Origin of the sequence: Paraburkholderia phymatum STM815, assembly GCF_000020045.1 — a bacterium.
GTDB lineage: Bacteria > Pseudomonadota > Gammaproteobacteria > Burkholderiales > Burkholderiaceae > Paraburkholderia > Paraburkholderia phymatum.
The window spans coordinates 1,696,339-1,720,724 of the sequence record NC_010622.1 but is presented as its reverse complement, the minus strand read 5'-3'; the positions used below and the strand labels follow the sequence as shown (position 1 = coordinate 1,720,724).

23 protein-coding genes and 1 riboswitch are annotated in these 24,386 nt (G+C 64.5%); of the genes, 9 read left to right on the top strand and 14 right to left on the bottom strand.

Annotated elements, in window-relative coordinates:
• Positions 1-240: 240 nt before the first annotated feature.
• Entirely contained in the window at positions 241-1,473 is a 1,233-nt protein-coding gene (bamC, locus tag BPHY_RS07765) for an outer membrane protein assembly factor BamC (protein ID WP_012400917.1), read from the top strand.
• A gap of 159 nt (positions 1,474-1,632) precedes the next feature.
• Positions 1,633-1,782, top strand: a complete 150-nt coding sequence (locus BPHY_RS41650) for a hypothetical protein (protein WP_157686517.1) — start codon at positions 1,633-1,635, stop codon at positions 1,780-1,782.
• A 302-nt stretch (positions 1,783-2,084) separates the two neighbouring features.
• On the opposite strand, the gene BPHY_RS07760 is transcribed toward BPHY_RS41650, so the two are convergent.
• The 5 genes from BPHY_RS07760 to thiC all read right to left on the bottom strand — a co-directional run bounded on the left by BPHY_RS07760 (position 2,085) and on the right by thiC (position 8,502).
• Positions 2,085-3,059 carry a DMT family transporter gene (locus tag BPHY_RS07760; RefSeq protein ID WP_012400916.1) on the bottom strand — a complete coding sequence of 325 codons (975 nt, stop codon included), beginning with the start codon at positions 3,057-3,059 and terminating at the stop codon, positions 2,085-2,087.
• A 158-nt stretch (positions 3,060-3,217) separates the two neighbouring features.
• Entirely contained in the window at positions 3,218-4,816 is a 1,599-nt protein-coding gene (locus tag BPHY_RS07755; protein ID WP_012400915.1) for an L-lactate permease, read from the bottom strand.
• A 269-nt stretch (positions 4,817-5,085) separates the two neighbouring features.
• Positions 5,086-5,688, bottom strand: a complete 603-nt coding sequence (locus BPHY_RS07750; RefSeq protein ID WP_012400914.1) for a hypothetical protein — start codon at positions 5,686-5,688, stop codon at positions 5,086-5,088.
• Between the two features lie 395 nt (positions 5,689-6,083).
• Positions 6,084-6,296, bottom strand: coding sequence for a glycine zipper 2TM domain-containing protein (locus BPHY_RS07745; protein WP_012400913.1), 213 nt, complete (start codon positions 6,294-6,296; stop codon positions 6,084-6,086).
• A gap of 274 nt (positions 6,297-6,570) precedes the next feature.
• Positions 6,571-8,502 (bottom strand): phosphomethylpyrimidine synthase ThiC, encoded by a 1,932-nt coding sequence (gene thiC / locus BPHY_RS07740; RefSeq protein WP_012400912.1) that lies wholly within the window; start codon positions 8,500-8,502, stop codon positions 6,571-6,573.
• A 104-nt stretch (positions 8,503-8,606) separates the two neighbouring features.
• A riboswitch (TPP riboswitch) is annotated at positions 8,607-8,734 on the bottom strand.
• A 632-nt stretch (positions 8,735-9,366) separates the two neighbouring features.
• Between thiC and BPHY_RS07735 the strand changes: the two genes are divergently transcribed.
• Positions 9,367-10,287: an EamA family transporter gene (locus BPHY_RS07735; RefSeq protein ID WP_012400910.1), complete on the top strand. Its 921-nt coding sequence runs from the start codon at positions 9,367-9,369 to the stop codon at positions 10,285-10,287.
• A gap of 27 nt (positions 10,288-10,314) precedes the next feature.
• Here the strand turns inward: BPHY_RS07735 and BPHY_RS07730 are convergent, their stop codons facing one another.
• Positions 10,315-12,375: an NADPH-dependent 2,4-dienoyl-CoA reductase gene (locus BPHY_RS07730; protein ID WP_012400909.1), complete on the bottom strand. Its 2,061-nt coding sequence runs from the start codon at positions 12,373-12,375 to the stop codon at positions 10,315-10,317.
• Between the two features lie 361 nt (positions 12,376-12,736).
• On the opposite strand from BPHY_RS07730, the gene BPHY_RS07725 reads away from it, so the two are divergent.
• A complete protein-coding gene (locus BPHY_RS07725; RefSeq protein ID WP_012400908.1) occupies positions 12,737-13,525 on the top strand; it encodes a DUF4397 domain-containing protein in 789 nt (262 codons plus the stop codon).
• A gap of 171 nt (positions 13,526-13,696) precedes the next feature.
• Here the strand turns inward: BPHY_RS07725 and BPHY_RS07720 are convergent, their stop codons facing one another.
• Both BPHY_RS07720 and BPHY_RS07715 read right to left on the bottom strand, forming a co-directional pair.
• Entirely contained in the window at positions 13,697-13,834 is a 138-nt protein-coding gene (locus BPHY_RS07720; RefSeq protein WP_012400907.1) for an entericidin A/B family lipoprotein, read from the bottom strand.
• Between the two features lie 250 nt (positions 13,835-14,084).
• A complete protein-coding gene (locus tag BPHY_RS07715; protein ID WP_052306066.1) occupies positions 14,085-15,641 on the bottom strand; it encodes a sensor histidine kinase in 1,557 nt (518 codons plus the stop codon).
• A gap of 214 nt (positions 15,642-15,855) precedes the next feature.
• Here BPHY_RS07715 and BPHY_RS39340 point away from each other — a divergent pair, with 214 nt between their 5' ends.
• The 5 genes from BPHY_RS39340 to BPHY_RS07690 all read left to right on the top strand — a co-directional run bounded on the left by BPHY_RS39340 (position 15,856) and on the right by BPHY_RS07690 (position 18,145).
• Complete coding sequence (locus BPHY_RS39340) at positions 15,856-16,032, top strand: DUF1328 domain-containing protein (protein WP_012400905.1); 177 nt, start codon at positions 15,856-15,858, stop codon at positions 16,030-16,032.
• A 92-nt stretch (positions 16,033-16,124) separates the two neighbouring features.
• Positions 16,125-16,286, top strand: coding sequence for a DUF1328 domain-containing protein (locus BPHY_RS39335; protein WP_012400904.1), 162 nt, complete (start codon positions 16,125-16,127; stop codon positions 16,284-16,286).
• Positions 16,287-16,382: 96 nt separating this feature from the next.
• A complete protein-coding gene (locus BPHY_RS07700; RefSeq protein WP_012400903.1) occupies positions 16,383-16,928 on the top strand; it encodes a ferritin-like domain-containing protein in 546 nt (181 codons plus the stop codon).
• Between the two features lie 108 nt (positions 16,929-17,036).
• On the top strand, positions 17,037-17,681 hold the full coding sequence (locus BPHY_RS07695) for a response regulator (protein WP_041763435.1): 645 nt from the start codon (positions 17,037-17,039) through the stop codon (positions 17,679-17,681).
• 32 nt (positions 17,682-17,713) lie between these two features.
• On the top strand, positions 17,714-18,145 hold the full coding sequence (locus BPHY_RS07690; RefSeq protein ID WP_012400901.1) for a response regulator: 432 nt from the start codon (positions 17,714-17,716) through the stop codon (positions 18,143-18,145).
• Positions 18,146-18,216: 71 nt separating this feature from the next.
• Here BPHY_RS07690 and BPHY_RS07685 read toward each other — a convergent pair whose 3' ends face one another.
• The 6 genes from BPHY_RS07685 to BPHY_RS07660 all read right to left on the bottom strand — a co-directional run bounded on the left by BPHY_RS07685 (position 18,217) and on the right by BPHY_RS07660 (position 24,382).
• Positions 18,217-19,431 (bottom strand): MFS transporter, encoded by a 1,215-nt coding sequence (locus BPHY_RS07685; RefSeq protein WP_012400900.1) that lies wholly within the window; start codon positions 19,429-19,431, stop codon positions 18,217-18,219.
• A 126-nt stretch (positions 19,432-19,557) separates the two neighbouring features.
• Positions 19,558-20,385: a phosphodiesterase gene (locus tag BPHY_RS07680; RefSeq protein WP_012400899.1), complete on the bottom strand. Its 828-nt coding sequence runs from the start codon at positions 20,383-20,385 to the stop codon at positions 19,558-19,560.
• Positions 20,386-20,521: 136 nt separating this feature from the next.
• Complete coding sequence (locus BPHY_RS07675) at positions 20,522-21,574, bottom strand: ABC transporter ATP-binding protein (protein ID WP_012400898.1); 1,053 nt, start codon at positions 21,572-21,574, stop codon at positions 20,522-20,524.
• Positions 21,571-22,488 (bottom strand): ABC transporter permease, encoded by a 918-nt coding sequence (locus BPHY_RS07670; protein ID WP_041763433.1) that lies wholly within the window; start codon positions 22,486-22,488, stop codon positions 21,571-21,573. The genes BPHY_RS07675 and BPHY_RS07670 overlap by 4 nt, the downstream gene beginning before the upstream one ends.
• 26 nt (positions 22,489-22,514) lie before the next feature.
• On the bottom strand, positions 22,515-23,339 hold the full coding sequence (locus BPHY_RS07665; RefSeq protein WP_012400896.1) for an ABC transporter permease: 825 nt from the start codon (positions 23,337-23,339) through the stop codon (positions 22,515-22,517).
• Positions 23,336-24,382 (bottom strand): ABC transporter substrate-binding protein, encoded by a 1,047-nt coding sequence (locus tag BPHY_RS07660; protein ID WP_012400895.1) that lies wholly within the window; start codon positions 24,380-24,382, stop codon positions 23,336-23,338. The genes BPHY_RS07665 and BPHY_RS07660 overlap by 4 nt, the downstream gene beginning before the upstream one ends.
• Positions 24,383-24,386 lie beyond the last annotated feature (4 nt).

Genomic DNA, 24,386 nt, shown 5'->3' with positions numbered 1-24,386 from the left:
GTTATTCGAACTCAGGCGGCGAGACGCGGATCGGCATAATCAGCGCGGACCACGAGAAGGCCACGAGCAGGGCGAGCCGCGATGAAGCCGGGAGCGATGGGACCGGCCCGCGATCACGGCGGGGTCGATGTCGCGAGAAGGCAGCGTAATCCCCGCTTTTTGCACTTGGCGTCGCCAGGCCGGTAAAATGATGGGTTAGTCCACGGACTTGCCGTGGCGTAGCGGAAGGATTTCCAGAACATGACTGAACTTCGTCTCACCAAGCGGTTCGCAGCATTGCTGATGGCAGGCGGTCTGGTCGCCGGCTGCAGCACGTCGTCGCCGACCAAAATCGACTATAAGAGCGACTCGAAATCGAAGGAAGTGTCACTCGCTGTTCCGCCGAACATGCTCGAGGAAACCGCGGACCAGCGGTCGCTGCCGCCGCAAAGCGGTCAGACGTCGTTGTCCACGCTGCAGCAGGTGCAGAGCGAGGCGCCCGCCACGGCGGCCGTCGCACCCGTCGTCAATGGCATGCATATCCAGCGCGACGGCACGGAAAGCTGGCTGGTGCTCGATCACCAGAGCCCCGAACAGGCGTGGCCGCAAATCCGCCGTTTCTGGCAGGAGCAGGGCTTTCTGCTCGTCGTCGACCAGCGCGACAAGGGCGTGATGGAGACGGACTGGAACGAAACGCACCCATCCATCAACGACGGCCTGATCCGCAGCACGCTGTCCAAGGCGATGGGCAATTCGTACGTGACGGCTGAGCGCAACAAATACCGTACGCGTCTTGAACCGGCGCCGAATGGCGGCACCTACGTGTTCATCAGCCAAAAAGGCCTGCGCGAAGCGCTCAGCGGCGCGAACAACGACACGAGCAAGTGGGAACCCAAGCCGAACGATCCCGCGCTCGAAACCGAATACCTGAAGCGTCTGATGGCGACGCTGGCGAAGAACGACACGAGCACGCGCACCGCCAATGCGGCGGCCGTCGCGCCTGTGTCGCCCGCGGGGTCGCAAACCGCGCCGAACGCTGCTGCGGGCGCCAAGTCAGCGGCGGCAGCGACGGCAGCGCAGAACGTCGCGCTGGCCGCTGAAACTCCCACGCGCGATCCTTCGTCGGCAGCGGCAGAGACCTCGGCGCAGTTGTCGTCCACGGAACTGACGCTCGGCGAGCCGTATGACCGCGCGTGGCTACGCGTGGGCCTCGCGCTCGATCGCAGCAACTTCACCGTCGACGATCGCGATCGCACGCGTGGCCTGTACTTCGTGCGCTACGTCGATCCGAAGGACATGTCGTCGGCGGAGCAAGGCTTCTGGAGCCAGGTGTTCCACGGCCGCAAGGAAAAGGTCGCGAAGCAGTATCGCGTGAACGTGCGCGCAGTGACGCCGAATCAGACGCGAGTCGCCGTCGTCGACGACAAGGGCGATATCGATTCGTCGTCGCAAGCGAAGCAGATCATGTCGCTGATGGTCGATCAGCTGCACTGACAGTCGCGGCCGCGCGTCTGCCGCAGCCGTCTAAAAAGCCCGCGTGACGGATTGCGTTACGCGGGCTTTTTTGTTGCCTGCCTGTCCTGTCAAGAGTGAAGCCCGTGCACGCGGCTTGCTACAACGTCGAACGAACCAGCCATCGCGAGGAGACGGGCCATGTTCGACGTCATACCGTACTGGATGTGGGTTGTGAGCCTGATCGCGCTCGCCGTGGTGTGCGGCGCGATGCTGTCGTTCGGCGGGTCGGGGCGACGCGCCGTGCCGCGCGTTCGGCGAAGTCAACCCGGCTCGCGCAAATTCCGCTGATCGCAGTAGGGACCGGCCGTCGATCCGCACCGGCCCGCGCTCCACGTGACGTAACGTCGACGACAGGTCGTGGGAGAAGCCTGTTTCTTCACTATTTTCAGGTCGAACAAAGATCGACGGACCCTCAGCCGCAAAACACGTTTGCCGCCTGCTTTGCGGTGAATATGCGGCGAATATGCGGCGAATATGCGGCGAATCGCATAGGAGGGAAAGTCCCGCGCTTGCCCATGATCGAAGCGCGAGCTCTTTGTTTTGCGCTGCCGCGGCGTTTGGCGCCCACCGCAAACCGGCAGGCACGCGGCTCAGCAGCGCTCGCTGACGCGTCGTCCGCCGAAGCCCGGAATACGCTTGACGATGCCCGTCGCGAGCGCCGTGCCGACGAGAATCACTGAGCAGCCCTCGATCATGCCGATCGACACGCGTTCGCCGAGAAACAGCGCGCCCCACAGGATGCCGAAGATCGGGATGACGAACGTCACGGTAATCGCCCGCGCCGGACCCGCGACCGCGATCAGGTGAAAGAACAGCATATACGCGATGCCCGTGCACGCGACCCCCAGCGCGATCACCGAACCCCATGCCGGCATAGACGGCGCTGTCGCCGGCCATGACGTAATGGCGAGCGGCAAGAGCACGATGGTTGCGCCGATCATCGTGCCTGTCGCGACCGTCAGTGCGTCGACGCCCATCAGATGCTTTTTCGTGTAGCTGGCGGCGACACCGTAGAGCAGCGTCGCCCCGAGCGCGGCGGCCGCCGCGAGCGCCGTCGTCGCGGGCGAAATATTGGTGCCGCTCGGCGCGGCGATCTGATCCCAGACGAGCATCAGCACGCCCGCGAAGCCGACCACGAGGCCGATGCTGCGCAGCGCGCTCAGCCGGTCCTTGAGCCACACGAAAGCCACGAGCGCGCCCCACAGCGGCGTGGTTGCGTTGATCACGGAAGTCACGCCCGCTGACAGCGTGATTTCTGCATACGCGAACAGACAGAACGGCGCAGCCGAATTGAGAATGCCGACTACGAGCAGCGGCAACGCACGCGCGCGCAGCGTCGCGGTCGACTCGCGCAGCGGACGGCGCGCGAGGAGCACGACCAGCAGGAACAGCGCGCCGATGCCGACACGCAGCGCCATCAGTGGCGCGACGCCGAAGTCGCCCACGCCGACGCGGATGAACAGGAACGACGCGCCCCAGAGCGCGGCGAGGATCAGAAGCTGGAAGACGTTGACTGGATTCATCGTGGATGTGTCGCGCGCAGTTGAGTCGCGATGCGTACGCATGCTAACACCGGCCCTGCGCGCATCGTTTCACGATGGAATGAAATAGCAAGAACCGGCAACCGGCCGGCGGGGATGCGGTTTATCGCGCATGCGCGTCGCGCGCACGTACGTACAGCGAAGCGGGCGTGCGTGGATCGCGCCCGCTTCGGCAGTGCTCGTCAATGCGGAATCATCCATTGCAGCACGTTCTGCTGCAGCCACACGAGAATGCCGAGCAGGACGGTCAGCAGGATCGAATGCTTGAAGGTCTTCGCGAACACATAGCCTTCCTTGCCTTTGAGATCGGTTGTCGCGACGCCCGTCGAGATGTTCTGCGGTGAGATCATCTTGCCCATTACGCCGCCCGACGAGTTCGTCGCGGCCATCAGCACGGGGTTCAGGTTCAGCTGATTGGCGGCCACCACCTGCAGATTGCCGAACAGTGCGTTACCCGACGTGTCGCTCCCCGACAGGAATACGGCCACCCAGCCGAGGAACGCCGACACCAGCGGAAAGAGCGCCCCGACGGACGCCACGCCGAGCCCCAGCGTGTAATTCATCCCTGAGTAATTCATCAGGTACGCGAGGCCGACAATGGTGGCCACCGTGAGAATGGCGATGCGCGTCTGCACCCAGGTATCGACGATCGCGCGCCCGAAGTCGGCTACTGACAGCTTCACGACGAGTGCCGTGATAATCGCCGCTACGAGGATCGCCGTGCCTGTCGCGAGCGGCTGGAAGTCCCAGATCGCGCCGTACGGTGTGTTGTACAGCGTGATGTAGACGGCTTTGTCGAGACCCGGCCACGGCACCTTCACGTCGCCGATCATGAAGATCTTCGCAATCGTCCAGACGATCACGACGGCGGACACGATCAGCCACGGATACCAGCCCTGCGTGCCCGTGATCTTGCCGCGCGTCTCGTTCACGCGATCGACGTTGATCGCGAACGCGGGATCGACGGCGGGGCGCCAGACGCGCAGGAAGGCGATGGTCAGGATCAGCGACACCAGCGACGACAGCACGTCCGTCAGGCTGTAGTTGATGAAGTTGGACGTGACGAACTGTGTGAGCGCGAAGCTGCCGCCCGACACGAGCAGCACGGGCCACACACGCAGCATATTGCGAAAGCCCGCGTATACGCCGATCACGTAGAACGGCAGCATCAGCGCGAAGAACGGCAACTGCCGGCCGACCATCTTGGCGAGGGCATCGGTGGGCAGGTGCGTGACTGCGCCGAGCACCGTGATAGGCACGCCGAGCGCCCCAAACGCGACGGGCGCCGTGTTGAAGATCAGCGTGAAGGTCAGCGCTTCGAGAGCGGGGAAACCGAGCAGGATCAGCAGAGAACTGGTGATCGCGATCGGCGTGCCGAAGCCGGAGATGCCTTCGAACAGCGCGCCGAACGAAAAGCCGATTACGACCAATACGATGCGCCGGTCGTTCGGCAGATTGTCGATCATCCACATGCGGAAGGCCGCGAAGCGTCCCGAATACTGCGCGATGTTGTAGAGCAGGATCGCCGTCACGACGATCCACATCACGGGCCAGCACGCGAACACGGCGCCGGCAGCGACGGAATTGAGCGCGAGACCAATGGGGAAGTGCCAGCCGAAAATCGCGATCAGCAGGCCGACTGCAAGACCCGCGAGCGAGGCCTGCCATGCCGGGCGCCGCGCCCACCCAAGCAGCACGAGCACGACGATGATAGGCAAGGCGGCAACGATGAACGACGGCAACAGCGAGTTGCCGATGGGCGTCAATAACTGGTGAAACATCACGTCTCCTTCGTTGTTGTTCGATTCGACGCGAAGACTGCGCCTACGCGGCGAAGCGGCAGGGCTGGACGGATGAAGGCTGTGGCCGCCGCGCAGCGGAAACGCCGGGGCGGGGGCTCGCGCAATTAAACAGTTGTTGCACTCGCAACCGCCAGCATAGAGCGCTGGCGATTTCCGTCAAGAGGGAAAACGAATGAATCTGTTGCGGGAATAGAAGCGGGCGCCGGTTCGTAGCATCGGGCGACGAACCGCGCGCCTTGCCCGATCGTTCAATGCGAGCGGCCGTGGCCGCCCCCGGCCCAGGTCGTGCCACCGCTCCATCCGGCGTGGCTGCCACCCCAGGAACCATGACCGCCGCCCCAGGTGCCGTGGCCACCAGCCCAGGTGCCGTGGCCACCGCCCCAGTAGCCGTGACCGCCCCAGTAGCCGTGATGCCCGTAGTAGCCGTAGTGACCGGCGCAGCATCCGCTCCAATAGCCGAAACTCAGCGATACCGACGGCCCCCACCAGCCGGGCCATCCGTAGTAGTAGGGGTAGCCATACGGATAGGCGGGATATGGCGGATACGCGACAGGATAGTAGGCGGGCGCGGCATACACGGGCGCGCTGTCGTAGGCGGGCGGCGCCATGCCGGACGCAGGATCGGCGGGCATCGTGAATGACGCTTGCGCGGAGGGCTGCTCCGGGTCGCCGGGTGCGACGGGCATGGCCTGCTGGGTCGCCGTTGCCGGCACGACGGGGTAGGCGGGATAGTACCCGTAGCCGGGATAGTAGGCGTACGGCGGGTAGTAGTAACAGCCGGACAGCGCGCCCGACAATGCGAGCGCTGCAACGGCGCTGGCGGTGCGCAACGTTGCATCGAGCGGGTTCATGACGTACTCCTCGTTAGCTCGCAGCGCTGACCTGGATCGCTCCGTTCGAGCGATTTCACGCGCGCTACGTCATCTATTGAGAGTACGTCAGCGTCCCGGCGGATACGTCATAAAGTGGTAACGGGGTATTTCAGGCGTATTTCAGTGGTATTGCGAGGGCATTTCGTGCGCGGTTCGCGCGCGAGATCACCCGTAAAGGACATGTCCGGCGCGTACGTGCGCGCCGGACTCTGCCCATCTCCCTTCGGCGTTCGACATCTGACGTCCGCAGCATCGCGGGCCCCAGAGTTCGCGGCCGTTTGCCTGCATCGCCTTCGACGGCGATTTGTCGTATCTCGCCTGACGCGCGGCCGCATGACCGGAAGATCGCGCGTCAGTCACCCTACCTTGCTGCGTTACTTGCCGACCTGGTTGCCGATCACCCCGCCGACAGCCGCGCCGCCCAGCGTCGACAGCGCATTGCCGCCGATCGCGGCGCCCGCCGCGCCGCCGACGCCTGCGCCGATTGCGGTATCGCGTTGTCGTCGGGTCATGCCGTCGCAGGCGGAGAGACTGGCTACCACGGCCACGAGCGTGGCCAGCGCACCGATTCGATGGAAGGTTTTCATGATTCGACTCCCTGATGTCTCTATCGACGGGATTCGCAAATTGCGCTCCCGATCGGGTGATTCGATGGTATCCGCCGGGTCCCGTTTCTGTTTGTATGGGCTTGTCAGCAAAGTGTCGGTTTGGTAATCAAATGTTTCGCCGCGTCGAATAATCACGATGAGATGTACAAAGAACCTGTGCCATTGCAGTGCAATGCGGTAAAAACGCGCAAAAAAGCCCGCCATGAACAACTGGCGGGCTTCGCTTTCCGGGCACGTTGCAACGACGGGCGCGTCACTGGCGCTGATAGATCTCCGCGCCGCTCTTGATGAACTCGACGGCCTTCACTTCCATCCCTTTCTTCAGCGCGTCGGCGTCGCTCATGCCTTCCTTCGCAGCGTAGTCGCGCACGTCCTGCGTGATCTTCATCGAGCAGAAGTGCGGGCCGCACATCGAGCAGAAATGCGCGACCTTTGCTGAGTCCTTCGGCAGCGTTTCGTCGTGGAATTCGCGCGCCTTGTCGGGATCGAGGCCCAGGTTGAACTGGTCTTCCCAGCGGAACTCGAAGCGCGCTTTCGACAGCGCGTTGTCGCGCACCTGCGCGCCCGGATGGCCCTTCGCCAGATCGGCGGCGTGCGCGGCAAGCTTGTACGTGATGATGCCCGTCTTCACGTCGTCCTTGTTCGGCAGACCGAGGTGTTCCTTCGGCGTCACGTAGCAGAGCATCGCCGTGCCGAACCAGCCGATCATCGCCGCGCCGATGCCCGACGTGATGTGGTCATAGCCTGGCGCGATGTCCGTCGTCAGCGGTCCGAGCGTGTAGAACGGCGCTTCGTCGCACCATTCCAGCTGCAGGTCCATGTTCTCCTTGATCAGCTGCATCGGCACGTGGCCGGGGCCTTCGATCATCACCTGCACGTCGTGCTTCCACGCGATCTGCGTGAGTTCGCCGAGCGTCTTCAGTTCGCCGAGCTGCGCTTCGTCGTTCGCGTCGTAGATCGAGCCGGGGCGCAGGCCGTCGCCGAGCGAGAAGCTCACGTCGTACGCCTTCATGATTTCGCAGATGTCTTCGAAGTGCTCGTACAGGAAGCTTTCCTTGTGATGCGCAAGGCACCACTTCGCCATGATCGAGCCGCCGCGCGACACGATGCCCGTCATCCGGTTCGCGGTGAGCGGCACATATTGCAGGCGCACGCCGGCGTGAATCGTGAAGTAGTCGACGCCTTGCTCGGCCTGTTCGATCAGCGTGTCGCGGAAGATCTCCCACGTCAGGTCTTCGGCTTTGCCATTGACCTTTTCGAGCGCCTGATAGATCGGCACCGTGCCGATGGGAACAGGCGAATTGCGGATGATCCATTCGCGCGTCTCATGAATGTGCTTGCCGGTGGACAGATCCATCACGGTGTCGCCGCCCCAGCGGATTGCCCACGTCATTTTGTCGACTTCCTCGCCGATCGACGACGTCACAGCCGAATTGCCGATGTTCGCGTTGATCTTCACGAGGAAGTTGCGGCCGATGATCATCGGCTCGCTTTCCGGGTGATTGATGTTCGCGGGGATGATTGCGCGGCCGCGCGCGACTTCTTCGCGCACGAACTCGGGCGTGATCTCCTGCAGCCCGTTCGGACCGAATGCTGTCGCGCCGAACGCCTGGCCCGGATGCTGGCGGCCCATCATCGCGGCGAGCTTCGCGCCGTTCGGACCGCTGGCCTTCAGGCTTTCCAGATACTCGGCGCGGCGCTGGTTTTCGCGGATCGCGATGTATTCCATTTCCGGCGTGATGATGCCTTGCTTCGCGTAGTGCATCTGCGACACGTTCTTGCCGGGCTGCGCGCGGCGCGGCGTGCGGTGCAGGCCGGGAAAGCGCAGTTCCGCGGTGGCGGGATCGGCGGCGCGCTCGCGGCCGTATTCGCTCGATAGTCCCTGCAGGGACTCCGTGTCGCCGCGCGCCTCGATCCAGCGCTGGCGCAGCGCGGGCAGGCCGGCGCGGATGTCGATTTTGGCGTCGGGATCGGTGTACGGGCCCGACGTGTCGTACACGTAGATGGGCGGATTCTTTTCGCCGCCGAACCCCGTCGGCGTGTCGGCTTGCGTGATTTCACGCATCGGCACGCGGATGTCGGGTTGCGAACCGGTCACGTAGACCTTGCGCGAGTTCGGCAGCGGCGCGACGGCGGCCTCGTCGACGTGCGCGTTCGCGGAAATGAATTTCGGATTGGCGTTCATGCGTGTCTCCATGCAATTGTGGGGCGTTACAGCTACGCAGGAGAACGAGACGGAGGGGAAGTGGACCGGGTTCGCGAGGAGACTTAAACGGTGCGGCAGGTGAAGCGGCGAGCCCGAACGCTTCCCTGCGCTGGCATTATCCAGATCAGGTTCAAAGGGTATTTCTCACCCACGCCGTGCAGTGCCGTCTCGCTTCCCGGCGACGCACAACGCAGGACCCCCGCGTTAGCAGCGCACACAATAACCTGGCGGGGCGGGGTTTGGCAACCCGTCTCGAAATTGTGGCGATAGCGGCGGACGCGGATCCTGCTGACTGGCGCGGGAGAAGCACGTCGGCTGGCTTTCAGGGAGGTTGCAGCGCCGCCGTCCGCTTACTGCGATTCAGGCCGCTCTCTCATGAATGCCCGGCACGTCGCACCGGTTTCGTCCGACGGGTTCGTCCGCTGCCGCCGTTACCCTTTACCGCGCCGGCGCATTAATCAGTCAACCTAAGAAAGTGCCGCGCAACGACGGGACCGGCCCGCGTTTGCCGATCGCCTCCCATTGCCGCAGTTTCGTCTCGCTTGCAACGAAAGTTACGATTCTCTTGCCGAAGCATTGTCCAGATATTGCATAATGCTCGGCGGCGCGGAGAACGCGCCAGTTGGTCGCTGTTGTTGCATTCTGCATCAAGAAAGCCATCAATTCGCGCCACGGATCTGGTGCTTCCCTTGCCGTCCGGCAACCGTTCGACCGTCGTCTACCGCTCTACTGCCATGCCAGCCCGCTTTGCTCTTCATGCCGTGTCGTCGACACGGCGTCTGCCGTCCTGTTCACGGGTTTTCAGCGGGGCTGCGGCGCCATTGACGGCACGGGCGGGCTAACGTGGCGTTCAATCTTCCCGGCCGTTTCCCGTTCCGCCTGCCGCAATCGCATGGCGGACAGATTGCGCTCGCGCTCGGGGTCGTCTATCTCGTTTGGGGCTCGACCTATCTCGCCGTGCACGTCGCGCTCGGCTCGTTCCCGCCGCTCCTGATGTCGGGGCTGCGCAATTTCTTCGCGGGCGTCGGGCTGTTCGTCTTTGCGATGCGCCGCAAGCCCGTCTGGCCGCCACTCACGGAAATCCGCAATGCCGGGCTGGTCGGCACGATGCTCGTGGGCTTGTCGAGCGGCATGCTCGCATACGGGATGCGCACCGTCGGCACGGGTACGGCAGCCGTGATGGTGGCCACCGTGCCGCTCTTTGCGACCGTCATCGCGGCCATTGCGGGACGCAAGATCGCCCGGGGCGAATGGTTTGCCGTCGGGCTCGGGCTGGCCGGCATTGCGATTCTCAGCCACGGCGACCAGACGCAAGGCTCGGCGGGCGGCAGTCTCGCGATCCTTTGCGGCGCGCTGTTCTGGGCGGGCGGCGCGCACCTCGCGTCGCGCCTGAAGCTGCCGTCGGATCTGTTTTTGTCTACGTCATTGCAGATCGGGCTGGGCGGCGCGATGTCGACGATGGTCGCGTGGGTGTCGGGCGAGCGGATGATGGAGATGCACTTCCTGCCGATGCTCGCGTTCCTGTATCTGATGTTGATCGGCACGATGGCTGCCTATGTCGCGTACGGTTTTCTGATCCGGCACACGAGTCCGATCATCGCGAGTTCGTGCATGTACGTGAATCCCGTCGTCGCAGTGGCGCTGGGCGCGCTGCTGCTCGGCGAGCCCGTGACGCGCTCGACCGTGATCGCGACAGGCGTGATTCTGACGAGCGTCGGATTGTCATTCTGGTTCGATTACCGGCGGCGCGGCAACCCCGCGTGAGCGGGAGCGCGGCGCCGCGATGACGGGCTACAGCTGCGCGGCCAGTTCTGCACCTTCGCGGATCGCACGCTTTGCATCGAGTTCCGCCGCTTCCGACGCGCCGCCGATTACGTGAAAGCGCGGCCCGCCGGCAGCGGGCGTGGCACCCGGGCGGGACGAAGCAGCGGACGTAGCAGGGTAGAGATCGCGCAGCGACTCCTGTCCCGCGCACACCACGATCGTCTCGACGTCGAGCCATTGCTCGCTGCCCCCACGCTCGATCAACAACCCGCGCCTGGCGATCTGCCGATACGACACGCCATCCAGCATCTTCACCTGATTGCGGACGAGCGCCGCGCGATGCACCCAGCCCGAGGTCTTGCCGAGGCTTGCGCCCAGCTTGCCGGCCTTGCGCTGCAACAGCCAGATTTCGCGTTCGGGAACGCACACGGCCGGCGTCTTCAGACCGCCGCGTTCGCTGACGGACAGATCGACGCCCCATTCGTCCATCCACGCGGTCCGCGAAAGCGGCAGCGGCTCGCCTGCGCGATGCAGCAGGAATGCGCTGACGTCGAAGCCGATGCCGCCCGCACCGATCAGCGCGACACGCCGCCCGACGGGCGCGCCGCGCAGCACGTCGACGTACGACAGCACGTTCGCTGCGTCGATGCCCGGAATCGCCGGGCGGCGCGGCACGATGCCCGTTGCGACGATCACGTCGTCGAAGGGCGTGGCGGCGAGCAGCGCGGCATCGACGCGCGTGCCCAGACGCACGTCGACGCGATGTCTGTGCAGCTGGCTGCAGAAGTAGCGGATCGTCTCGCTGAATTCTTCCTTGCCGGGCACGCGCATCGCGAGATTGAACTGGCCGCCGATCGCGTCGGCCGCATCGAACAGCGTCACACGATGGCCGCGCGCGGCCGCCACCGTCGCCGCCGACAATCCCGCCGGTCCCGCGCCGATCACGGCGACGGCGCGCGGCTTACGATGCCCGCCGAGCGGCGTGTAGACGAGTTCCGTCTCGCGGCCCGCGCGCGGATTGACGAGGCAGGTCGCGCGCTGGTTTTGAAACGTGTGATCGAGGCAGGCCTGATTGCACGCAATGCACGTGTTGATTTCATCCGCGCGGCCTGCGGCGGCTTTCGCGACGAAGTCCGGGTCGGCGAGCAGCGGGCGCGCCATCGACACCAGATCGCCCGCGCCTTGTGCAAGCAGCTCCTCCGCGACCTCCGGCGTGTTGATGCGGTTCGAGACGATCACGGGCACCTTCACCACTGTCTTCAGGCGCGCCGTCAACGGCGCGAACGCGGCGCGCGGCACGGATGTGACGATGGTCGGCACGCGCGCCTCGTGCCAGCCGATGCCCGTGTTGAACATCGTGACGCCCGCCGCTTCGAGCGCGCGAGCGACCTGCACTGTCTCATCCCACGTATTGCCGCCTTCGACGAGATCGATCAGCGACAGCCTGTACACGACGATGAAGCGCTCGCCGCACGCGGCACGCACGGCCTCGACGATTTCGCGCGCAAGCCGCATCCGGTTGTCGAGCGTGCCGCCATATGCATCGTTGCGCCGGTTCGTGCGCGGACACAGAAACTGGTTCAGCAGATAGCCTTCGCTGCCCATGATCTCGACGCCGTCGTAACCCGCGCGTTGCGCGAGCCGCGCGCAGCGGGCGTAGGCGCGCACCGTCTTCGCGATGCCGGCCGTGGTCAGTGCGCGGGGCTTGAACATCGAGATAGGCGACTTCAACGCGGACGCCGACACGACAAACGGTTGATAGCCGTAGCGCCCGGCATGCAGGATCTGCAGCGCGATCTTGCCGCCTTCGGCGTGCACGGCATGCGTCAGTTTGCGGTGATTGCGCAGATCGAAGACGGAGTTCAGCGTGCCGCCGAACGGCAGCAGCCAGCCCTCGCGATTCGGCGAGATGCCGCCTGTGATGATGAGTCCCACGCCGCCTTTCGCACGTTCTCTGAAGTACGCGGCGAGCTTCGAATAGTGCCAGAAGCGGTCCTCCATGCCCGTGTGCATCGAACCCATCACGACGCGGTTGCGCAGGCGCGTAAAGCCCAGATCGAGTTCAGACAAGAGCTGCGGGTAAGACATGCAAGGCACCATGTAAAGTCGGACGCGCTCGAACGATACACGCTGGCGCACGCAAAACCTCCGAGGAAAAATTCTAATGGCTTTCAACCCCGCAGTCGCGACGCGCTTGATTCGCGTGTCGGCGCGAGAGCCAGCCCCGGCACGGGGATTGCTGTCCGCAATCGTCCAATCGATGCGGGCAACACCGATCGCTCGAACGCTGACCGACTCGTGGACGCATGAAAGGCGCGTCGCCAGACGAATGCGCCGGCGCGCCGGCTCGGCGGAAAACGACACCATAACGTCGACGACGAACAGGCCGCCCGCGCAGGTGACACGCCTGCAGATCAACGGGCTTCGGCCCATCAGGGAGAGGTGGCAAATGAAAACGATCAGAACGATCGCGGTGCTCGTCGGAGCAGCCGCGCTGGTATCGGCTTGCGGCGGGGGTTCGAATGACGTTGGCAAAGAGCTTGGCTTGCAGAATCCGTTGATCCATTTCGTGCACGCGATTCCAAGCGGCCCCACGGTCGACTTCCTCGTCAACGGCAGCGCCTTGCAGAAGAACATCGCATATAAGAACGTGACCAACTTCGCGAACATCAACACGGGTGCGACGTCGGTTTCGTATGCGCCCGCAGGAACGACGACGGCGCTCGCGAGCGGCTCGTTCCCGAACGTCGCGAAGGGGCATGAATATACGGTGATCGCGGTGCCGTCCGCATCGGGCGACGACATCGGCCTGATCGACGATCCATTCGACAAGGGGCTGCTGTCGGGCAGCGCGCGCGTGCGCGGATTCAATGCGTCGTTGAACGCGTCGAACCTCGACCTGTATCTCGTGCCGTCGAACAACACGAATATCTCGAACGCGAGCCCGACGCTGGCGGGCGTATCGTACAAGAACGCCGTGCCCGCGAGCGGCCAGGATTCCGTTTATGTATCGGGTGGCACCTACGTGCTGATCGCGACGGCGGCGGGCAGCAAGACGCCGATCTTCCAATCGAATTCGTTCGATCTCGCGAACAACGCAGACTGGCTGGTGACGTCGGTGCCGATCGGCGGCGTACTCACGCAACTGCTGCCCAACCAGATTCACCTGCTGGTCGCGCAGGGCGGCAACACCTCGCAGCCGGCGCTCGAATTGACGAATACGCTGAACGGGCAATAAGGACGAGAGACGACAAGCTCGATAAGACGCAGTAGCACGGGGAAACGGCGCGGCGGCTCATGCGGATGAGCCGCCGTTGTGTTTGGCGTCGACATGAAAAAGCCGCTGCGTCAGACGCGGCGGCTTGCAGTACGTGATGAACGGGATGCGATCGGCGCAGTGAATGCGGGTTCAGTCCGAGTGCTTCTCGGCCGAGTTCGTGATGGCGTGGCCGCCCTTCGAGATGTCCTGGCCCGCGCCGGCCACCGTGTTGCAGGCGGCGATCAGCGTCGTGCCCGCAAGCAGCAGGAGTGCGATGAATCGTGTCATGAGTTCTCTCCCTTTTCGCGAATATTCGAAGGAATATTCCACGTATGCTTCGATCGATTTGCGCATGCCAGCGGGTTCATTGTCCGTTCGCCATCGTCCGGCGTGCGCGTCCTGTTGTCCGATCGGGGCAATGCGCCAGCCGATCCGGTCTGATTTCATGGTAAAAGACGCGTTGCCGCGATGCTGTCGGAGACGCGACGATTTTCCTGTCGGTGCAGTCCTACGCGGCGCGTCGAAGGCTTCATGGGTCTCATGAAACGCGTCCGACGGGTGTCCGTCCGACGGACCTGTCGCGCTCAGGCGCGACGATGCCGTCTGGCGCGGCATCGGTTGATTCGCCGCGTGGCTCGCTCGGGTCTGGTTCGTTTCCTGGTTCTTCTATCAGGCCGACGGTCGGCACGGGCAGCACCACGCGAATCTCTGTGCCGTGCAACTCCCCGCGCCGGACATCGAATCGGCCACCGCGCGCGGCCACGCGCTGGCGCATGCCCATCAGCCCGTGCGTATGCGTGCGCGTCAGGTCGCCGGGCATGATGCCGATGCCGTTATCGGCGATGTGCAGCGTCACTTCGCCGTGGCCCGCGCTCAACGCGATCATGATTTGCGTTGCACGTGCGTATTTCGCTGCATTGGTCAGCGATTCCTGCGCGACGCGAAACAGCGCGATCTCGACCTGCTCATCCAGATGCAGTTCGTCGTCGGGCAGATGCAGGTCGAGCGCCCAGCCGTTGCGTTGCGCGGCTTCGTCGCCGAGCGTGCGCAGCGCGGTGACGAGGCCGAAGTTCGCGAGCACGGTCGGCCGCATGTCTTCGATGATGCGGCGCTTGAGCGCGATGCCCTGATCGAGCGTCGCCAGCGCGCGCGTCAGTTTCTCGGCGACGACGGGCTCGGCCTCCTGCAGTTTGCGGCGCGCCCACGCGACGTCCATCTTGCTCGCTGTGAGAATCGCGCCGAGTTCGTCGTGCAGTTCGCGCGCGAGCTGGGTCTTTTCGTTTTCGCTGACGGCCTGCAGGTGCCAGCCCAACGCTTCGAGTTGCCGCGTGCGCTCGTTGACCAGCCGATCGAGTTCCTCCTGCTGCGTGATCAACTGTTTTTGCACGCGCGCCTGACTGTCCAGCTGGATGCCCAGGTTGCGGAACAGCAGAATGAACAACACGATATTGAGCGCGGACAGGCCCGCCGCGACCAGCGTCGATACGCGCTGGTCGGCGCGGCTCGCATCAAGCGCGCGTTGCGCGCGGCGCTCTTCGTTGTCGCGCAGCAAAGCGAGCGTGCTCGTCACGAGCGAAGCATCGACGCCGCTTTTCTGCATTGCGCTGCCGCACGCGCCGAGATCGAGCGGATGGGGCGAAGCCTGTTGCAACGCCTGTGCGCCGCTGGCGATGCGCGCCTCGATCAGCGCGGCGATTTGCGTGAAGCTGGCCAGTTCGGCATTGTCGGCGGCGCGTCGGAAATACGCGTCGAGCGAGCGGATGCCGCGATGGATTTGCGCGGCACGCGCGCAAAAGCCGTGGGCATCGGCGTCGTCCTTCGTCAGCAGAAAGCGGCTTTCGTGCGCCTGCAACCGCGCGAGATGCCCGTCCAGTTCGCCCAGCTGCATGCTCACGCCGCGCGCTTCGAGCGCCGCTTCGTATTCCGATGCGATACGCTGCCGCGCCGTTTCGAGAATGACGAGGCCGCCGCACGTGATGACGATCGCGACCGTCATCGCGATTGCCCAGCTGCGCTGGTGCATCCAGTTGGCCAGCCTGGTCGCGAGTCTTGCGTCGGCCCCCGCTCGTGTGTCACCGGACACCGCCGTCTCCATGCGATGAAGTCATCGACAGTGTAGCGTCATGCGGCGCGCTTGCGTTCGCGCGGGCGCGGCGGATGGCTGGCCGAAAGCGGGTGTCGGCGGATTCCCACATGAAAAACAGCGGGCGCCCGAATGCAGGTACGCAAACTGCTCCCTACGATGAAGGTGAGCGATTCGCTTGCAACACCGATCCATTAGCCACATTTCGGCCAGGGAGGTTGCCATCATGCTCAAGTGGGCATTGTTCTTTGCCGTGATCGCGCTGATCGCGGGGCTGCTCGGATTTACGGGCATTGCGGCAGGCGCAGCGGCTATCGCGAAGTTCCTGTTCGTGCTGTTCCTGATCTTGTGCGTCGTCTTTCTCGTACTCGGCTTCGTCGTGACGAAAAAGATAGTCGATTAGCGACGCCCGACAGGCACGCCGGGAGCGGACGCTCACGCGCCCGCGCACGCACATCGCACCCGCACATCGCACCTACAGGGAGGAACGTCGTGATGCTGCACTACGCACTCGTGTTCTTCGTGATCGCGATCATCGCCGCCGTGTTCGGCTTCACCGGCATTGCCGCCGGCGCCGCCGAAATAGCGAAGATTCTGTTCTACATCTTTCTGGTCGTGTTCGTCGTCACGCTGCTGCTCGGCGTGTTCCGGACATAGCGCAGTCACCACGCCGAGGCGCGCGCCGATACGCCGCGCGGCATAGCCGGCTGCAGCGTGCGCATTTCCCACACTACCGGTACAAGGAGTCAGTCAATGTCGAAGTTATCGAAAGGCGAGTTCGTGATGGATCTCGAACGCATCCGTGAACGGGCCCGCAAGGATATGGGCGAAGGTCCCGTCACGTCGACCTACGGCGCAGATCGCGACACCGTGCTCAAGCTGCTCAACGGCGCGCTCGCCACCGAGCTGGTGTGCACGCTGCGCTACAAGCGCCACTACTTCATGGCGAAAGGCATCAATTCCGAAGCCGTCGCACAAGAGTTTCTCGAGCACGCAAACGAAGAGCAGCAGCACGCCGATACGCTCGCTGCGCGCATCGTGCAGCTGGGCGGCGAACCCGATTTCGCGCCGAACAGTCTGACGGCGCGTTCGCATTCCGAATACAAGGAAGGCAACGGGCTAACCGACATGATTCGCGAGAACCTGATCGCGGAGCGCATCGCAATCGATACGTACCGCGAAATCATCCGTTATCTCGGTGATGGCGATGTGACGACGCGGCGTATCTTCGAAGAGATTCTGGCCGTCGAGGAAGAACACGCGGACGACATGGCCGATCTGTTGACGGGCCGCGAATAAGCGGCTGATTGATGCCTGGCGCGAACGCTGCGAGCGGCATGCATGTGTGCCGCTGCACGTTCGGCCGTCAGCGCGTTCCTGCTTTTTCACTGCGTTGAGCCACGAACGATGATTCGAGTGCTGATAGCGGACGATCACGCGATAGTCCGGGGCGGATTCAGGCAGTTCGTCGCCGACGAGCCGGATATGTGCGTCGCGGCGGAAGCGGCGACGGGCGACGAGACGATACGCCTCGTGCGCGAGCAGGCGGACAGCGAGCCGTTCGACGTGGTGCTGCTCGATATCGCGATGCCCGACAAGAACGGCATCGACACGCTGCGCGTGATCCGCCAGTTGCGTCCGGAGCAGAACGTGCTGATCCTGTCCGGCTACCCGGAGAGCCAGTACGCGATCAATCTGCTGCGCGCGGGCGCGAACGGCTATCTGAACAAGGATTGCGAGCCCGGCGAGATCGTGCGCGCGATCCGCTCGGTGGCGCGCGGGCATCGCTATCTGTCGGAGGCCGTTGCCGATACGCTCGCGAACAGTCTCGACAGGCCCGCGTCTTCGCATCCGCACGAGTTGCTGTCGGAGCGCGAATTCCAGATTTTCTGCAAGCTCGCGTCCGGGCAGATTCCCACCGACATCGCGGACGAACTGCATTTGTCGGTGAAGACGGTCAGCACCTATCGCGCGCGCGTGCTGGAGAAAATGCACATGACGAACAACGCGGACATCACGTACTACGCGATCAAGAACGGCTTGATCGAATGACGGTTTGACAACCCGCGCATGGAACGCCACCGATGACCCCCGACTCCGCCACCGCACACGACGACGCCCGCCGCGCGCCGCTGCGTGTACTGCTGATCGAGGATTCGCCGCTGATCCGGCGCAGCATCGTCGAGGCGATCGATGCGTCGGGTGTGATGCAGGTGTCCGCGCAGGCCGAGTCCGCGGACGAGGCGATCGCCCTGCTGGATGGCGAAGCGTTCGATGCCGTGATCGTCGATCTGCAACTGAAGGGCGGATCGAGCGTGCCCGTGCTCGCATACATGCAAAAGGAAGGTCTGATCGAGTCGACGTTTGCTGCCGTGCTGACCAACCATGCGCTGCCCGCCTATCGCGAGTGCTGTCGGCAATACGGCGTGCGGCACTTCTACGACAAGTCGTTCGAGTTCGATCGGGTGCTCGACGCGCTGCACGACTATGCGCAGGCGCGTCTGGATGAGCGATAAACCGGGACGAACGGTTCGATCGTGTGCTTGAGTGGGACATGAGCGGCACATGAGCGCCATACCGGCGGCATTCAGTTCGCAGCGCCCGCCGCCTTGTGCGGCTCTGGACGTCCGCGCAGGTGATTGAATCCCGCGAGCATTGTGAACCCGAGGCCCGCGATGCTCACGCCGAGCCAGCCGAACACGGGCCACACGAGCGCGCCGACAGCCGACCCTGCCGCGCCGCCGATGAAATAGCAGACCATGAACACCGTGTTCACGCGGCTGCGCGCTTCGGGTTTCAACGCGTAGATGCGCGACTGGTTCGAGATCTGCGCGGCCTGCACGCCGACGTCGAGCACGATCACGCCGATCACGAGGCCGATGAGGCTCGTGCCCGACACGGCGAACACGACGAACGCGATCGCCGCCAGCACGATCGACAGTGAGACGATCGTGCGCGGTCCGCGCCGGTCGGCGAACTTGCCCGCGATGGGGGCGGCCATCGCCCCGCCTGCGCCGACGATGCCGAATAGCCCCGCCGCTTGCGGCCCGTAGTGGAACGGCGCCCCCGCGAGCAGGAGCGCGAGTGTCGACCAGAACAGGCTGAACGCGGCGAACAGCGCTGCGCCCGTCAGCGACGCTTCGCGCAGTCCGCGCAATTCGACGGCGAGATGCCACATCGAACCGATCAGGCTGCCGTAGCCGAGCGTCGAGGTCGGCTTGCTGCGCGGCAGCTTCGACGGGATGACGGCGGCGAGCAGGATCAGCGCAAGAATCGACGAGCCGAACACGGCTCGCCAGCCGAGGTACTGGCCGACGAAGCCGGCCGCCGTGCGCGCGAGCAGGATGCCGAGCAGCAGTCCGCTCATCACGGTGCCGACGGCATGACCGCGTTGCGACGGCGGCGCGAGTTCGGCGGAGAAGGGCACGGCCTGTTGCGCGATGGTCGCGAGCACGCCGATTGCGAGACTGGCGACGACGAGCACGGAGAGATTCGGCGCGGCGGCGGCGCACAGCAGCGCGATGCAGAGTCCCGCGATCTGCAACAGAATGAGCCTGCGGCGGTCGAAGCGGTCGCCGAGCGGCGCGAGCAGCAGCATGCCCGCTGCGTAGCCGAGCTGCGTCATCGATGGCACCACGCCGATCCACGACGCACTCTGCGCAAACGACTGGCGGAAGTCGTCAAGCAGCGGCTGGTTGTAATAGATGTTCGCGACGGACACGCCTGCGATGGTCGCGAGCAGCAGCAGAAGGCCGCGTAACGACCGGTCAGACGCGGCGGGGCGGGAGCCGGGTGTGGACATGAGGCGCAGCGGCCGGCGCGATACCGGCGGGGCAGGGGCGAGCCTGCCGATGATACCGGAGCGGGGCGGATCGTGCTGGACGCTGCTGCCGCGCCCGTCTTGCCGACGCGGCGCGCCCGCGCCGACTCAATCGATCAGCGTGCCTTCCGGTTCGTAGAACGGATAGGGGCCATCGGCCGCTTCGACATATCCGTGATGCGTAATCAGGCCGTTGACGCTGTCATAGCGATGCAGCGCGAACCCGGGCGGCTCCATGACGAAGGCGGACGGCGCGTCGTCGCGCAGATCGAGCGCGACCTGATGCGCGGGCGCGGGCACGGCAGACGCGATCGTGCCGCCGAAGCGCACGAACATCGGCCGATGCACATGCCCGCAGATCACGCGTTCGACGTTCGGATGCCGCGCGATGATTGCCGCCATTTTGTCGGCCGACGCGGGTTCGAGCCGCAGTTCATCCATGTGGCCGATACCGGACACGAATGGCGGATGATGCAGCGCGACGATCACGGGCTGGTGGCGGGCCTTGTCGAGTTGCTGTTCGAGCCAGGCGAGGCGTGCGTCGCAGAGCAGGCCGGCGCTTTGCCCGGGCACCAACGAATCGAGCGCGATCAGGCGCAGCGGGCCGATGTCGATGGCGTACTGGATGAAGTCGCCTCCCGTGTGGAGTTCTTCCCGGTCGGGGAACGCTGCGCGCAAATGGGTGCGGTCGTCGTGGTTGCCCGCTAGCAGGTAGTAGGGGATGGCTAGCGGCGCCAGCAGTGCCTTGAGGTGTTCGTATTGGTCCGGGGTTCCCTGATCGACGAGGTCGCCCGTGATGACGAGGGCGGCCGGCCGTGGGTCCAGCTGGTTCAGGCGGTCCACGCAGCGTTTCAGGTACGGGGCCGTGTCGACACGGCGGTAGGCTAGCGCGCCTGGGCCTTTGATGTGGAGATCGCTGATCTGGGCGATTAACATAGGGGTGTCCTTTTATGTCTGCGACACAGTCGCCATTCCGGTTTTTTCGCTGGCGAGCGCCTGGTTTTCGCTGGCATCCGGGGTTTCACGAGGATGCCATCAAAATCGGAAGACCACGCGCCGTCGACGTAAAAAACTAGGCGAGCGCAATCAAGCCATCCGCGGCGACACAAACCCCGACAGCCGCCCCACGAGCAAGCTCGACCCGCCCAGGCACGTCGATGATCAAAACATCAGGCGCGGCATCGCGAATAGTGAGCCGCGTTCGCTCGCCGAGAAAAGCAGCACCATCGACCACCCCTCGCAACTGGGCATTCTCAGGCTCCGCCAGCCGCGCGTCCTCGGGCCGGAAAAATACTTCATCTCCATGTGACATCACCCGGATGGCATGCGTCGGCGGCAAAGGAATGGCACCGCCAGTCGTGGACAGCACCCCATCTCGCGCCTGCCCCGACACGCGATTGATCGAGCCGACGAACTGCGCGACCCGCCGGTTCGCCGGGCGATAGTAAATGTCCCGCGGCGTGCCGATCTGCTCGATCCGCCCCGCGCTCATCACGACGATGCGGTCGCCAAGCTCCATCGCTTCCGCCTGATCGTGCGTCACGTACACCGTGGTAATGCCGAGCTCGCGCAACAGCGTATTCATCTCGCTGCGCAGCGTGTCGCGCAAACGCGCATCGAGGGCAGTCAACGGTTCGTCGAGCAGCAGCACGCGCGGCTGCGGCGCCAGCGCGCGCGCCAGTGCAACGCGCTGACGCTGGCCGCCCGAGAGTTGGTCGATGGGTTTGTCGGCGTGCTCGGTGAGGCGCATCATCGCGAGCAGTTCGTCGACGCGCTGTCGCGCCACGTTCGCTTCCACGCGCTTGATCTTCAGCCCATAGTTGATGTTTCCGCGCACGGTCAAGTTGGGAAACAGCGCGTAGCTCTGGAACACCATGCCGACCTGGCGTTTTTCGATCGGCAGCGCAGTAACGTCGTCGTCGCCGAATGCGACGCGTCCGCCCGCGTCCGGTTGCTCGAGGCCCGCGATCATGCGCAGGGTCGTCGTCTTGCCGCAGCCCGAAGGCCCGAGCAGGACCAGCGTTTCGCCCGCGCCGATCGTCAGGTCGAGCGGTTCGAGCACGCGCGTGCCGCGAAACGTTTTCGCGCAGCGCGTCAGCGTGATAGGAATGGAGGCGAGCTTCATGACTGGTCTTCCTGTGCGGGCGATGGCGTACCGGTGACGCGTGCCTTCTTCTGCCGCACGTTGCGCTGGCCCGTCGCGTCGACGCCGAGCCATTGCATCGCGACGAGCAGCGGCATCGTCATGATGAAAAAGAGAATCGTGTAGGCGCTGCCGATCTCGATGCGCAGCGACGCATACGTATCCGCGAGACCGACGGGCAGCGTCTTCGTGTCAGGCGTGTGCAGCATCCACGTCAGATTGAATTCGCCGATCGACAGCGTGACCACGGCCAGCGCGCCCGCGACAATGCCCGGCCGCACGTTCGGCAGCACGATCGTGACGAAGCGCTGAAAGAAGCCCGCGCCGAGACTGGCCGCACCTTCCTCGAGCGTGCGCAATCCGGAACTCGCGCACACGGCAGCGACGGCTCGCACCATGAACGGCAGCGTGAACACCACGTGGCCGACGACGATGAACGCGACGCTCGTGCGAAACATCGTGAAGCCGCCGTACACGACGAGCAGCGCGAGTGCGGACGCAAGGCCCGGCAACGCGATGGGCAGCACGAGCAATTCTTCGATGACGCGCGACAGACGGGTCTCGCTGCGCGCGAGCACGTAGCCCGCGGGCACGCCTGTCAGCAGCGTGATGACAAGCGTCGCGAGCGCGACCTCGAGCGACAGGAACACGGAGTCGTGGTACTGCGTCCACACTTCAGCGAGCCAGCGCAGCGTGAGGCCACTCGCGATGCCCTGAAAGTAGTTCGCCGTCAGTCCAGCGAGAATCGACATTACGACGGGCACGATCAGAAACGCGCACAGCAGCAGCGTGACGAGCCATTGAGCCGCCGCGAGCCAGGCGCGGGGCGAGGGCAGGACGGGCGCGCGTCTGCGTCGCAGGTCGGGCGCGCGGGTGGAATGAGCAACGAAGTTCATGTGGGTAGGGTCATTTGCCATCGAGGTTACGCCGTCGCCGCCACGGCCGAGCCGCTGACGCTGCGCGCGACATACAGCACAACCCATGTGACGATGCCGAGCACGATCGACAATCCCGCCGCCGTCACCATGTTCGCGTTGAGTGTGAACTCGGTGTAGATGGTCATCGGCAGCACATCGATGTCGGTAGCCAGCGTGAACGCGGTGCCGAACGCGCCCATTGCCGTCGCGAAGCACACCGCGCCCGCCGCGATCAATCCGGGCGTCAGCGCGGGCAGCACGATGTCGCGCATGATCCGCCACGGCGATGCGCCGAGCGAGCGCGCGGCCTCTTCGAGCGATGCATCGAGCTTGGTCGCGGACGCCATCACGGTGACGATCACGCGCGGGATCGAAAAGTACAGATAGCCGAGAAAGAGGCCAGTCATCGAATACGCGAACACCCACTTGTCGCCCGTGAGCTTTAGCGACAGCGCGCCGATCAAGCCCTGGCGGCCCGCGAGCATGATCACCATGAAGCCGACGACGACGCCGGGAAACGCCAGCGGAAACGTCAGCAGCGCGAGCAGCGTGCGCTTGCCGGGAAAGTCCCGGCGCGCGAGATGCAGGCCCGAGATCACGGCGAGCGCAAGCGTCGCGGCCGTCACGGCTGCCGACAGCGCGACCGTGGCGAACAGGCTCTTCATGTAGCGCGTATTCGCGAGCATCGCGCCGTAGGTCTGCAGCAGATGACCGTCGGCACTGACCTGCACGAGCGTGGTCATCGGCAGCAGCCAGAACGCGATGAACACCGCGAGCGCCGGCGCGATCAACGCGATGCGCCAGCGCAGCGGAAAAGTGATGTCGTTCAATGCATCACCTGCAGATACTGCTCGCCGAATGCCTGCTGCTTGTCGGCCATCTTCCCGAAGTCGACGGGACGCGCGCGCGCATAGTCGCTGGCCGGCAGGAATTTCGCGGCGGCATCGGCACTCATCGCGTTCGAACGCACCGGGCGCAGATACGCATTGGCCCACAGCTTCTGGCCTTCGTCCGACAGCACGAAATCGAGCACCTTCCTGCCGTTCGCATCGTGCGGCGCGCCCTTCACGAGACTCATCACGTACGGCACTTCGATCGTGCCTTCCTTCGGAATCACGAACTCGACGTTCGCGTGATCCTTGTACTTCGCGCGGTACGCATCGAAGTCGTAATCGAGCAGGATGGGAATTTCGCCTGACAGCACGCGCGCGTAGGCCGTCTGCTTCGGCACGATCGGCTGGTTGGCCTTGAGCTTGGTGAACCAGTCGAGACCTGGCTTGAAGTTGTCGAAGCTGCCGCCCAGCGCCTGGTTGACGGCGACCGCGCCCGCATAGCCGACGAACGCGCTCGACGGATCGAGGTAGCCGATCATGCCCTTGTATTCGGGCTTGAGCAGGTCGGCCCACGAGCGCGGCACCGGCTTGCCTTCGAGCGCGTCCTTGTTGACGAAGAAGCCCAGCGTGCCCGAGTGGATCGCGAACCAGTAGCCTTGCGGGTCTTTCAGATTCGACGGGATGTCGTCCCAGTGCGCGGGCTTGTACGGCGCGATCACGCCCTTGTCCTTCGCCTGGAAGGCCGACGACACGCCGAGGTACACGACGTCCGCGACCGGGCTCTTCTGCTCGGCCATCAGCTGCGCGATGGACTGGCCGGAATTCTTGTTGTCGAACGGCACGCGGATGCCCGTCTTCTGCTGGATGGCCTTGATCTGGCTGGCCCAGTCGGCCCATTCGGGCGGGCAGTTGTAGCAGATCGCGGTTTCGTCGGCGTGTGCGACGTGCGCGGCGCCGAGCGTGAGCACGAAAGACGATGCTACCAGCGCCGCGCGCGCGACGCGCACGGCTGCGATACCGATGGAGGAACGGCGAATCACGACA

Coding starts and splice junctions, on each gene's coding strand:
- BPHY_RS07695 (WP_041763435.1), top strand. CDS start 17,037: ATGATTCGAGTGCTGATAGCGGACGATCACGCGATAGTCCGGGGCGGA.
- BPHY_RS07680 (WP_012400899.1), bottom strand. CDS start 20,385: ATGTTAATCGCCCAGATCAGCGATCTCCACATCAAAGGCCCAGGCGCG.
- BPHY_RS07700 (WP_012400903.1), top strand. CDS start 16,383: ATGTCGAAGTTATCGAAAGGCGAGTTCGTGATGGATCTCGAACGCATC.
- BPHY_RS07675 (WP_012400898.1), bottom strand. CDS start 21,574: ATGAAGCTCGCCTCCATTCCTATCACGCTGACGCGCTGCGCGAAAACG.
- BPHY_RS07760 (WP_012400916.1), bottom strand. CDS start 3,059: ATGCGTACGCATCGCGACTCAACTGCGCGCGACACATCCACGATGAAT.
- BPHY_RS39335 (WP_012400904.1), top strand. CDS start 16,125: ATGCTGCACTACGCACTCGTGTTCTTCGTGATCGCGATCATCGCCGCC.
- BPHY_RS07670 (WP_041763433.1), bottom strand. CDS start 22,488: ATGAACTTCGTTGCTCATTCCACCCGCGCGCCCGACCTGCGACGCAGA.
- BPHY_RS39340 (WP_012400905.1), top strand. CDS start 15,856: ATGCTCAAGTGGGCATTGTTCTTTGCCGTGATCGCGCTGATCGCGGGG.
- BPHY_RS07745 (WP_012400913.1), bottom strand. CDS start 6,296: ATGAAAACCTTCCATCGAATCGGTGCGCTGGCCACGCTCGTGGCCGTG.
- BPHY_RS07755 (WP_012400915.1), bottom strand. CDS start 4,816: ATGTTTCACCAGTTATTGACGCCCATCGGCAACTCGCTGTTGCCGTCG.
- BPHY_RS07685 (WP_012400900.1), bottom strand. CDS start 19,431: ATGTCCACACCCGGCTCCCGCCCCGCCGCGTCTGACCGGTCGTTACGC.
- BPHY_RS07730 (WP_012400909.1), bottom strand. CDS start 12,375: ATGTCTTACCCGCAGCTCTTGTCTGAACTCGATCTGGGCTTTACGCGC.
- BPHY_RS07720 (WP_012400907.1), bottom strand. CDS start 13,834: ATGACACGATTCATCGCACTCCTGCTGCTTGCGGGCACGACGCTGATC.
- BPHY_RS41650 (WP_157686517.1), top strand. CDS start 1,633: ATGTTCGACGTCATACCGTACTGGATGTGGGTTGTGAGCCTGATCGCG.
- BPHY_RS07725 (WP_012400908.1), top strand. CDS start 12,737: ATGAAAACGATCAGAACGATCGCGGTGCTCGTCGGAGCAGCCGCGCTG.
- thiC (WP_012400912.1), bottom strand. CDS start 8,502: ATGAACGCCAATCCGAAATTCATTTCCGCGAACGCGCACGTCGACGAG.
- BPHY_RS07715 (WP_052306066.1), bottom strand. CDS start 15,641: ATGGAGACGGCGGTGTCCGGTGACACACGAGCGGGGGCCGACGCAAGA.
- BPHY_RS07750 (WP_012400914.1), bottom strand. CDS start 5,688: ATGAACCCGCTCGATGCAACGTTGCGCACCGCCAGCGCCGTTGCAGCG.
- BPHY_RS07690 (WP_012400901.1), top strand. CDS start 17,714: ATGACCCCCGACTCCGCCACCGCACACGACGACGCCCGCCGCGCGCCG.
- bamC (WP_012400917.1), top strand. CDS start 241: ATGACTGAACTTCGTCTCACCAAGCGGTTCGCAGCATTGCTGATGGCA.